This window comes from Corallococcus sp. CA049B, from assembly GCF_003611685.1.
Lineage (GTDB): Bacteria > Myxococcota > Myxococcia > Myxococcales > Myxococcaceae > Corallococcus > Corallococcus coralloides.
Genome location: NZ_RAWC01000277.1, coordinates 1 through 10,198 on the forward strand (window position 1 = coordinate 1; position 10,198 = coordinate 10,198).

A 10,198-nucleotide genomic window follows, 5' to 3' on the forward strand; every position below is an offset into this window, starting at 1 on the left:
GCGCGATGGTGGCCGCCCCGCCGCCCACCATCGCGCAGACTCCGACTCCTCCGCCCGTCACTCCGACGACCGTCAGTGACACGCCAGCGAAGGTCGAGACACCGGTGCAGCCCACGGCCCCAGGAAAGACGGCGGTCAAGACTGGCGGCAAGGCACAGGCTCCCAGCATCCTGCAGAAGCCTACGGATGCCCTCGCGGCCAGCAAGCTGAAGGAAGCCCAGGCGGCCGCGAAGAACGAGGACTTCGATACCGCGGTCCGCATGGCCCAGCAGAGCTACGCGGCCCAGAACAACCTGGCAGCGCACCATCTGGCCATCCAGATGCGCTGCCAGACGAAGGATCTCGCCGCCGTCCGCTCGGAAGCGGCGAAGATCGACAAGTCGCACCTGACGTCGCGGCTCATCACCGAATGTCAGACTCATGGTATCGACTTGTAGCGTTGAGCGAACACCGCCCGTCCGCATGACCGCGGCCGGGTGAGGGGGAAACACCCAACATGAAATGCATCGTCGCCGTGGCCGTGCTGGCCACCGTTCTAGGCACCCTGCCCGCCCGGGCCGCGCCGCCCGCTCCCGTGGAGGCCGGCAAGGTGTTCGTCGGTCCGCAGGGAGAACAGGTCGCCGTCGTTCCGCTCGCGCCCCGTGAGCAGAAGAAGTTCCTCCTGCGCATCCAGGGCACGGGCTCCGTGCTGGACAACCTGGTCCTCCCCTACACCCTGAAGGACTGGAGCAGCCCCAGCACGCTGCGCCACAACTACACGACCCAGTGGCACGGCAAGGACTACTCGCCGCTCATCATCGTGGGCAAGAACGCGGAGCTGCACTTCCCTGGCGGTCCCGGCAACGGCATCGCCGTCCAGTACGACGAGGCGCGCTCCCAGAAGCTCAAGCCGGAGGAGGTCTACGCCCAGCACCAGCAGCAGACCCAGAGCGGCCAGCTCGCGAAGCTGATGGCCTTTGACCGCAAGGCGGAGGAAGCCGTCCACGACACCGCCTACGCCGAAGCGCTCCAGGCGCTGAACACCACCTGCGGCACCTCCGTGGCGGGCGCCATCGACTGGACCACCGTCACCGAGCCCTTCCTCAAGGCCCAGAAGATTTCCCGCTACTGCGTCTTCCCCCTCACCGCGCTGAAGGCCCTGTGCGACGTCTCCGACGAGGCCCGCACCACCGTGAAGGCCCGCCTGAAGCAGATGGACTGCCGCTTCGGCGCCACGCTGGAGCCCGCGCTGCAAGGCGACCGCTTCGTGTGGACCACCACCCCGGAGGCGAGCCAGCAGGAGAAGGCCGCCACCCGCTACTTCAAGAAGCACCTCTAGGCCCGCGCACCATGCTCTTCCAACGCATCCTCCCCGTGGCCGTGCTCCTTTGCGCCAGCCCCGCCGCCGCCGTCGAACCGCCGTGGGGCAAGGCGGAGAACCTGGGCCAGCGCATGCTCCTGGAGGCCACCGCCGTCTGCACCGACGGCAAAGGCCACTACGTCGTCTCCGTGCCCCGCGAGGACACGGACGAGCTGGAGGACCAGCTCTACTACGGCGACGGCAAGTCCCTGGTCGTGGTGCCGCGCTCCCGCTCCCGGAACCTGTCCGCCACCACCTTCCTGGATCCGCGCTTCTTCAACCCCAACGGCACCGCCGACTACGACGGCGTGGACCTGCGCGTGCACTCGCAGCTGTCCGTGGACACGAAGGAGCGCACCTGCTCCCTGCGCTGCGGCGAGCGCAAGGTGACGCTGGAGATGCTCCCCAGCACCCAGGCGCGGGAGCTGCTGCGCAAGGCCACCTACGTGCCCAACCCGCAGAAGTTCGCGCCCCACGCGCTCCTGCGCGACTCGGAGGGCACGTACTACTACGTGGACAAGGGCTTCACGCCCGCGGAGTCCCGCAACTTCCGCGTGTTCATCGGGCCGCGCGGAGACCTGAAGCCGCAGAAGATGACCAACGTGGTCGCGGACTCCGAGGGCGAAATCTTCACCACCAGGAAGGGCCAGCTGCGGCTCGTCATCGACCGTGCGCAGAAGCCCATCTGGATCGAGAAGGCGCGCAAGGAGGTGGAGCTGCGCAACGTCCCCGTGGAGCAGAACCTGCCCCTCATCTACAACGAGCTGGGCGTCTACACGGGCATCCGGCTGGGCACGCCCTGCGACGATCAGTAGCGAGCAGTCCCGCTAGACGCGCACCAGCAGCGCCATCTGGTGCGCGCCAATGCCCAGGCCGACCATCACCAGGTACTTCGTGCGCAGCTCGCGGCGGAACCGGGCCAGCGTCACCGGCATGGACGCGTGCACCATGTTCCCGTACTGCTCGAAGGTGTCCAGGTACTCGCGCGGGCGGATCTCCCGCGCCCAGTGGTCCATCAGCTTGCGCGTGGCCTGGTGGGAGATGAGCGTCACGTCCTCGCGCGCCACGCCGTGCTTCGCGAGCAGCCGCTCCACCAGCCGAGGCGGCCCGTTCATCCCCGAGTTCAGGAACGCCTTCACGCCCGCCGCGGGGGCGATGCCATAGGTCGGGTACGCGAGGCCGGACTCCGGCCGCGAGCCCATCATCATCGCGCCGTATTCGTCGCTGAAGGTGTCCGCGCCCCAGTCCACCAGCGTGAGCCCTTCACCCGCGCCCACCACCACCGCGCCCGCCCCGTCGCCAATGCCAATGGCGTGGCCCTGCGTGTAGTCCACGTTGCGGGTCCACGCGGAGCCCACGGCCACCATCGCGTGCTGGATGCTGCCCGCGCGCAGGGCCTCCCAGGCCAGCACCACGCCCATCAGGAAGTTGGCGAAGTCCGCGTTCACCGGCACCACCAGCGTGCCCTGGGACAGGCCCAGTTCGCGGTGCACCGCGTACAGCTCGTTCGGCGCGATGAACTCCGACACCGACACGTAGCCGTACAGCCGCTCCACGTCCGCGGCCGTCAGCCCCGCGTCCTGGAGCGCGGCGGCGCCCGCCTTCGCGGTGAGCGCGGCCAGGGACTCGCCCGGGCCCAGCACCCTGCGCTCGCGGTTGCCGTAGAAGAGCGCGTGCTCCCCACCGCTTCCAGCGGCGCGGCGCAGGGGCTCGAACAACGGGTCGTCATTGCCGCGAACCTGCTCCGGGACAGCTGCGCCGACTCCCAGGAGCGCGAAGGTCGCGGCCGGCATGGTGCTACTTCCCGTCCGACGCCACCGCGGCGAAGCGGTCGCCGTACGGCGGGACCTCGCGGTAGTCGATGTGGGCGACGATGACCTGCGGCTGGCCCGTCTCATTCGCGCGGCGCAGCACCTCCGGCAGCAGCGCGTCCAGCTGGCCGGGGCCGTTCACCGTGTAGGCGCGCGCGCCCAGCGACTCGGAGAAGGCCTTCAGGTCCGGGTTGCCCAGGCCGTAGAAGTCATCCTCCAGCGGCTGCGTGCGGTCCTGCACGTGCTCGCCGTGGTTCACCATGCCCAGGAAGTTGTCGTTGAGGACGATGGTCACCGTACCCACGCGGTAGCGCGACGCGGTGATCATCTCCGTGCCGTTCATCAGGAACGCGCCGTCACCGACGATGGCCACCGCGGAGCGGTCCGGCCGGCCCACCTTGCCGCCGATGACGGCGCCGCAGGACCAGCCCATGGACGACAGGCCGCACGGGTAGAAGATGCGCGCGGGGGGCGTGATGTGCAGCAGGTGCGACGTCCAACCCGTGCAGTTGCCCATGTCGATGTACAGGTCCATGTCCGGGCTCAGGTGCTTGTCGAGCTCCGCCATCAGGTCCTGCGGCTTCACCGAGTCCCGGTCCTGCGGGGTGCGGATGACGGGCGCGGGCTCCGTCAGCGCCACCACCTGCGCCCAGCGCTCCTGCACGCGCGCGCCGCTGGACGGGCCAATCATCTGCCCCAGCTCCGCCAGGCCCGTCATCACCGAGCCCACGTCCGCCACGATGGGCAGCCGCACCGGCAGGAACTGGCCGATGTTGGAGGCGTTCACGTCCACCTGGATGACGTGGTGGATGGCCTGGAAGTAGCGGTGGAAGCTGCGGGAGGCCCACTCCCCCAGGCGGCTGCCCAGGACGAGCATCACGTCCACGCCGTCGCGCAGGTACGCCTCGGCGCGCTTGCTGCCGGCCAGGCCCAGCACGCCCAGCGACAGCGCCTCGCGCTCGGAGAACAGCCCCTTGCCGCGCATGCTGGTCGCCACCGGGATGCCGTGCTGGGTGACGAACGCGGTGAAGAGCTCGGCGTGCTCGGCCATCGCCTCGCGGGCGCCAGCGCCCAGGAAGATGAGCGGACGGCGCGCGGTGCGCAGCAGCGTGAAGGCGGCGCGCAGGTCCTCGAAGGGCGCGCTCGCCGGACGCGCGCGGAAGGCGCCGCGCGTGGTGGGAACCGTAGCGCGGTGGATGGGCTGGCGCGCGATGTTGGCCGGCACGCTCAGGTGCGCGGCGCCGCCAGGCAGGCCCTGCGCGGTGCGCATCGAACGCGCCAGCAGCCGCTGGAAGCTCTGCGCGTCCGGCACGCCCGTGGAGCTGGCGCACGCCTGGCGGAACATCTCCACCGTGTTCACGCCGTGGGTGCTGCTGCTCTCCTGGATGGCCATCAGGCCCACGCGGTCCGTGGCGATGTTGCCGCTGATGGCCAAGAGGGGCACGCCGTCCAGGTGCGCGGAGGCCACACCCGTCAGCGCGTTGGTGGCGCCCGGGCCCGCCGTCACCATGCACACGCCCAGCTTGCCGGTCGCGCGCGCGTAGCCGTCCGCCATGAACGCCGCGCCACCCTCGTGCGACGCGATGATGAAGCGCATGGACTTGTGCTTGCGCAGCGCCTGCTGGAACGGGGCGATGTTGCCGCCCGGGACGCCGAACACCGCGTCCACCTCTTCCGCCTCCAGGTGCGCGATCACGCAGTCGGCGACCGTGATGTCCTCCACCGTCTTGAAGCCCCGCGCATTCACGTCCCCGTACATCGGGATCGGATCCCCGTGACGCGCCTCCATCCCGTTCGTCTTCCCCGGAGCCGGCGTCTCGTGCCGGAGCGCCTCGACGGGCACCTCGTTCCGCAGGGTGTTCGACGTGATGGCCTGGAGCTCAGCGAGCGAGGAGTTGGACATTGAAGGACGGTCTCCAAGGCCCCGGAACCCGTGAGGTCGACGCTGCTGCCGCGTCGACTCGCTGCCACCGAGTCCGGGGGGACCTCGATGCCTGTGACAGTATTGCGAGGGTACTGGAAAACTGCATCCCCTTAATAGCGGAGAAGCGAGCGACTGTGAAGTAAAAATAGTGGAAAGTTCGCCTGAGGCTGGATTCTCAAACTTCGTGACGAGTACCACGTTTACCGGGGGACGTCTCCATCTTCACGGAGAGGACGTGGCTCGCGCGCGTACGCAGGTGCGGCAGGAGTGGATCCACTCACGTGCTGACTGGGGTAGGCTCGGGGACGTGCTGCCATCCAGCCGGGGTCACACGGGAATGGCGCGCGCACCACATCATCAAAGTGGGGGTTGTCATGGCTGAGAATCTGAGGACGGAGTACGGCTTCCGGCTCAATGCGCCGGGCTACATCACCCCCGCCGAGGCCAAGGTCTGGTTCGAGGACCTTCGCGCCAAGGTGGCGATCAAGCGTGGGCGGCCCTTCGGTCTGATGGTGGATATCCGCGGCCAGAAGGCGAACCCGCCGGAGACCCAGGAGATCATCAAGCAGGCCATGGGCTGGCTCCGGCAGAACGGCATGGTGCGCTCGGCGGTGGTGCTCGACAGCACCGTGGCCCGCCTGATGATGGTGCGCATGGCCAAGCAGAGCGGCGTGTACGAGTGGGAGCGCTACATCGACGCGTCGAAGGACTCCGATTGGGAGCACAAGGCGATCGACTGGATCACGAACGCCACGGAGCCCTCGAAGGAAGAGGACGCCGCGGCCTGAGGTCCGTCCCCGGGTGATGGCGGTGGCAGCCTCCTTCCGGTAGAGGCCCCACCGCCTCCCCTGCCCGTTCGCGGGCACCGTCCCCCCACTACCTGCCAGGTCCTGTCCGTGATTCCCGGGTCCCCGCGGACGCCAGGCTGGTTCGGGGCGCTGCTGCTCCTCCTCGCTGGCTTCCTGGGGCTGCGCTGCGCGGCCCCGCCACGATCCCGTGACGGAGCGCGGGCGAGCACCGCCCTGTCCGCGGTTTCCTCCCCTGCCCCTACCGCGAGGCCGCTGCGGGTGCGCGTGTACGCGGACGTGGACCACCGTGCGCGGGGGCTCCATTGGGAGCGCGGCGTCGCCGGATGGCTCCAGCGCGCGAGCGAGTCGGTGCGCGGTCCCCTGGGCATCACGTTCGAGCTGGAATCCGTGCGGGCGTGGGAGCGGCGCGGCTCGGACGGTCCGCTGGAGCCGGTGCTGGACGCGCTGGAGGAAGTGGACGAGGGCGAGGACGTGGACCTCGTCGTGGGCCTGGTGGCGGCGCCGGCGACCTTCAGCGGCGCGCAGCACGAGCTGGGCTTCGCGCGCGTGCTGGGACGGCACTGCGTGTTGCGCGGCCTGGGCGGAGAGCTCCCGGTGGAGGCGCGGCAGCGGCTGGAGGTGGCGGTCCTGCTGCACGAGTGGGCCCACACCCTGGGCGCGCCGCACGTGCGCGACGGACGGGGATGGATGTCGCCGAAGTACGACGCGGGCCAGACGGGGTTCGATGCGCGGACGCTCGCGCTGCTGGGCGCGGGGCTGAGGCACCTGCCCGGGGCGCGCGTGGAGTTGGAGGCGCAGAGGGCCTGGGCCCGCGAGCTGCGCGTGGCGGTGGAGGCCATGACGGGCCCGGCCTGGGAAGGGCCCGAGCGGGACTTCCTCCTCGAATGGACGGAGCGGGTGCGCGCCTCCAGCGTCGTGCTGGGGCCGGAGGGCACGCCCCGTTCGCTGACACCGCCGGAGCGGCAGCGGCTGGCGGAGGTCATCGCCCTGGAGAAGGCGGGCCGGCCGGAGGTGGCCGTGGAGGCCCTGGAGCCGCTGGCCGTGCGGCATCCCCAGAACGAGCGCGTGCAACTGCTGGCGTGCTACCTCGCCGTGCACCTCACTCCGGGCCTGGACGCCACGCGTGAGCGCTGCGAGCGGGCCATCGCGCGGTTTCCCCGCGAGCCCTCCCTGCGCATGAACGCCGCGCTGCTCCACCTGCACGCGGGCCGCTTCGACGAAGCCCGGGACAGCCTGGTCGCGGCGAGGACGAACCTGGAGGCCCGCGCGGACGTGGAGCCCGCGCAGTGGGCGGACCTGGCGGCCCTCTTCCTCCGCGCCCACTGCGTGACGTGGGCGGAGGAGACCGCGGCCCGGGCCCAGGGGCTGGCGGCTTCCGCGACCGTGCTGGAACAGGCGGCCCGGCTCCGCAGGCAGGTGGCGCTGCCGGCCCGGGCTGATGCGGGCACCGCTGCCGTCGAGCCCGCGCGAGAGGGCGCCCTGGTGCGCGCGGTGTCCGACGTCGAGGCGCTGCTGCATGCCGGCTCGTCGGGGCCCGCGAGGGAGCGCATCGCCGCGCTGGCCCGGGCGTATCCGGCGAGCCCCAGCGTCACGCTGCTGCAATGCGAGTTGCACCTGCTCCAGGGGCTCCTGGGCTCCGCGCGCACGGCCTGTGAGCGGGTGCTCGCGTTCCGGGAGGACGCGGTGCAGGCGCACCTGCTGCTCGGCGTGTTGGCGACGAACACCCGTGCGCATGCGCGTGCACGCAAGCACCTGGAGCGGGTCATCGCCCTGGAGCCTTCACGCACGGAGGCGTGGCACCTGCTCGCCCGCGAATACCGGGGCACCCGCCAGCTGAAGACGCTCCAGGCCCGCTACCGCGAACAGTTCGCGCGCGACCTGCCGTGAGGCCCCAGCCCTACGTCGCGACGGACGCGCGCCAGGCGTCCTCGAGCAGCGCGAGCAGGATGATGTCGTTGAACCCGCCCCCGTTCCCGTCGGCCTGGTAGCCGCGCAGCACGCCTTCCTGCTGGAAGCCCGCGCGCGTCAGCGCCTTGTACGACGCGCTGTTGCGCACGTTCACCATGCCCTCGATGCGGTGGAGGTTCAGCTGCTCGAAGCCGAAGCGGATCAGCGCGGGCAGGATGCCCGTCATCACGCCCTGCCCCCACAGCGAGCGCGCCACCATGTACCCCACCTCCGCGCGGCGGTCCTTCTGGCTCCAGTTGAAGAGGGTCAGGTAGCCCAGGGGCGTCGGGTCGTCTTCCTTCGACAGCACCCACCGGATGCCCTTGCCCTGGCGCATCGCCTCCAGGTCGCCGGTCAGCTTCTGGTGCAGCGTCTCCCGCGGCACGGGCACCGTGAAGTTCAGGCTCCGCGCCACCTCCGGATGCGAGTACAGCGCGATGACGCCGTCCATGTCCTCGGGGGTGAAGACGCGCACCTGGAACGGCGCGGGGACGATGGGCAGCGGAAGCGTGACGTAGGACATGGACATGCGGTGCAGGCCCCCTGCGGTAGGGACGGGAGCACCCTACCGGGTGAGCGCCATCACCGCCATGACGCGGACGTGTTCACTCTTCCGTCAGCAGCTGGCGCCGCTCGCGCAGCACGTCGCGGAGCGGATCCCATTCCCCCCGCGCCCACGGCAGCACCTCGTCCACCATCACCCGGTGGAGGAAGGCCAGCGCCTCGTCGGCCGTGCGCGTCCAGGTGAGGGTGGAGTCCCTCCACCCCTCGTCCACGGTCATGCAGGCTCCGCTCCTCAGCGCCCGGTACGCGGCGAAAGCGCACGTCGCCAGCAGGTGCTCCGGCTCCTTGGGCGTGAGGCCGGTAAAGCCCACGTGCCGCTTTTCGGCGTCCGCCACCATCAGCGTCGCGTAGTGGAGGCACCACGCCGCGTTGAACAACTCCGACGCCAGGAGCTGACTGGGGACGAACAGGCCGATCTCCATCGCCTTGCGCTGGTGCGCCTCATCCGGCGCGAGGATCCACTCATCCAGCGCGAGGAGGGCCGACTGGGCGCCGTCGTTCTCCGGCCCATGCCTGTCCCAGATACGCGCCGCGACGCGCGCCGCTGCCACGCACAGCCGGACCTCCTCTTCCTGGCTCAGCGGCCCCAGCGAATCCACCCAGGCCTGCAACCGGGCGGAGTCCGGATGCTGCGCGTCCACCGGCAGCGGCCCCGGCCCCGCGAGTGACAGGGCCAATCGCGGTGAGCCCTGTCCCGGGGTCCGCGCCTCCACGGGCAACGGGGCACTTCGGACGATGGCGTCCGCCACCGACTCGGCGTGCACGCGCATCTTCCAAGCGAAGGGATCCCCATGTCCCCGCTTCACGGCATGCGTCACCACGCGCCGCAGCAGGCCCACCGCCGGCCGGGCCTGCGCGCCCATCCCCGCGAGCAGGTGGAGCGCGAAGAGCCCCTGCCGCGCCCCGTCCTGGTCATTCGGCAGAAGGCCCACCAGTCCCCGCGCCGTCTTGTCCAGCAGGGGCAGCGCACGCGAAGGCGACAGCCAGGACAACACCTGGAGGACGACGACGCGGCTCTCGTCGTCCAGCACCACCTGCTCCTCCAGCGCGTGAAGGACCTCCTCGGAAGGCGGAGTACACCGGCCCAGCAGGCGCAGCGCGGAGCGGCGGACATAGGGGCTCTCGTCCGACAGCCTCCTCAGGGCTTCGTGCAGCACGTCATCCGGGACGGGACCGTCCAGCGTCGCGAGCGCGTCCAGCGCCGTCGCTCGCGCCTGCCACTGCGTCTTGTCCTGACAGGCCTCCAGCAGCAGCCGCACCGCGAGCCGGGTGGGCCGGGGACGCAGGTACACCAGGGCCCGCATCGCCTGGCGCTGGACCCGGGCGCTCCGCCGGGACAGGAGCCCCAGCACGGCGGGCACCGCGCACCGGGGCGGTGGGCGCGGCGCCAGCAACGCCTCGAGCACGTTCAAGCGGATGTTCGCGTCCGCGCTCTCCTTCTCCGCCAGTTGGGGCGTCGCCAGCACCTCCAGCAGCGCGGGCACTGCCCCCAGGCCAATGGCCCGCAGCGCTTCGTGCGCGTCGTACGTATCGCCCCTCCGCAACCTCCCCTGCGCCACCAGCTCCCCCACCCACTCGCGGGGCGTGCGGTCCGCGTGCCGGAAGCCCGAACGGACCATCAGCGCGTCCAGCCTGCGCAGCGAAGCGAGGTCGTCTCCGGAGGCCCGCCGCCGGGCCTCCGCCAGTGCGTCACCCATTCCCGCTCCCTACTCCGCGCGCATCGCCTCCACCGGATCCAGCCGCGCCGCGCGCGACGCCGGGTAGATGCCGAAGACGAGCCCCACGCCGCAGCTCATCCCCAGCG

The 10,198-nt window shown here is 70.8% G+C and carries 9 protein-coding genes and 1 pseudogene; 5 read left to right on the forward strand and 5 right to left on the reverse strand.

From position 1 onward, the window contains the following. The 3 genes and pseudogenes from D7W82_RS40715 to D7W82_RS35530 all read left to right on the forward strand — a co-directional run. Positions 1-437 (forward strand): annotated as a pseudogene (locus D7W82_RS40715) (hypothetical protein); the annotation flags it as partial. Between the two features lie 59 nt (positions 438-496). After that, positions 497-1,318, forward strand: a complete 822-nt coding sequence (locus D7W82_RS35525) for a hypothetical protein (RefSeq protein WP_120622552.1) — start codon at positions 497-499, stop codon at positions 1,316-1,318. 11 nt (positions 1,319-1,329) lie between these two features. Next, positions 1,330-2,154, forward strand: coding sequence for a hypothetical protein (locus D7W82_RS35530; protein ID WP_120622553.1), 825 nt, complete (start codon positions 1,330-1,332; stop codon positions 2,152-2,154). Positions 2,155-2,166: 12 nt separating this feature from the next. Here D7W82_RS35530 and D7W82_RS35535 read toward each other — a convergent pair whose 3' ends face one another. Next, positions 2,167-3,132: a 3-oxoacyl-[acyl-carrier-protein] synthase III C-terminal domain-containing protein gene (locus D7W82_RS35535; RefSeq protein ID WP_120622554.1), complete on the reverse strand. Its 966-nt coding sequence runs from the start codon at positions 3,130-3,132 to the stop codon at positions 2,167-2,169. Between the two features lie 4 nt (positions 3,133-3,136). Further along, a complete protein-coding gene (locus tag D7W82_RS35540; protein ID WP_120622555.1) occupies positions 3,137-5,053 on the reverse strand; it encodes a thiamine pyrophosphate-binding protein in 1,917 nt (638 codons plus the stop codon). Positions 5,054-5,448: 395 nt separating this feature from the next. Here D7W82_RS35540 and D7W82_RS35545 point away from each other — a divergent pair, with 395 nt between their 5' ends. Together D7W82_RS35545 and D7W82_RS40720 are read left to right on the forward strand one after the other, a co-directional pair. Further along, the gene (locus D7W82_RS35545) at positions 5,449-5,862 is read left to right on the forward strand and encodes a hypothetical protein (RefSeq protein ID WP_120579775.1); all 414 of its coding nucleotides are present in this window, start codon (positions 5,449-5,451) and stop codon (positions 5,860-5,862) included. Positions 5,863-6,141: 279 nt separating this feature from the next. After that, the gene (locus tag D7W82_RS40720) at positions 6,142-7,770 is read left to right on the forward strand and encodes a hypothetical protein (protein WP_158617786.1); all 1,629 of its coding nucleotides are present in this window, start codon (positions 6,142-6,144) and stop codon (positions 7,768-7,770) included. A 10-nt stretch (positions 7,771-7,780) separates the two neighbouring features. On the opposite strand, the gene D7W82_RS35555 is transcribed toward D7W82_RS40720, so the two are convergent. The 3 genes from D7W82_RS35555 to D7W82_RS41130 all read right to left on the reverse strand — a co-directional run. Further along, entirely contained in the window at positions 7,781-8,359 is a 579-nt protein-coding gene (locus tag D7W82_RS35555) for a GNAT family N-acetyltransferase (protein ID WP_120622556.1), read from the reverse strand. Between the two features lie 76 nt (positions 8,360-8,435). Continuing rightward, complete coding sequence (locus tag D7W82_RS35560) at positions 8,436-10,091, reverse strand: HEAT repeat domain-containing protein (RefSeq protein WP_120622557.1); 1,656 nt, start codon at positions 10,089-10,091, stop codon at positions 8,436-8,438. A 9-nt stretch (positions 10,092-10,100) separates the two neighbouring features. Then, positions 10,101-10,198 (reverse strand): ABC transporter permease (locus tag D7W82_RS41130; protein WP_147439709.1); only part of this gene is annotated, 98 nt, incomplete at its 5' end.

Excerpts from the sequence above, each read along its gene's own strand:
- D7W82_RS35560 (WP_120622557.1), bottom strand. The coding sequence starts at position 10,091 with ATGGGTGACGCACTGGCGGAGGCCCGGCGGCGGGCCTCCGGAGACGAC.
- D7W82_RS35545 (WP_120579775.1), top strand. The coding sequence starts at position 5,449 with ATGGCTGAGAATCTGAGGACGGAGTACGGCTTCCGGCTCAATGCGCCG.
- D7W82_RS35530 (WP_120622553.1), top strand. The coding sequence starts at position 1,330 with ATGCTCTTCCAACGCATCCTCCCCGTGGCCGTGCTCCTTTGCGCCAGC.
- D7W82_RS35525 (WP_120622552.1), top strand. The coding sequence starts at position 497 with ATGAAATGCATCGTCGCCGTGGCCGTGCTGGCCACCGTTCTAGGCACC.
- D7W82_RS35535 (WP_120622554.1), bottom strand. The coding sequence starts at position 3,132 with ATGCCGGCCGCGACCTTCGCGCTCCTGGGAGTCGGCGCAGCTGTCCCG.
- D7W82_RS35555 (WP_120622556.1), bottom strand. The coding sequence starts at position 8,359 with ATGTCCATGTCCTACGTCACGCTTCCGCTGCCCATCGTCCCCGCGCCG.
- D7W82_RS35540 (WP_120622555.1), bottom strand. The coding sequence starts at position 5,053 with ATGTCCAACTCCTCGCTCGCTGAGCTCCAGGCCATCACGTCGAACACC.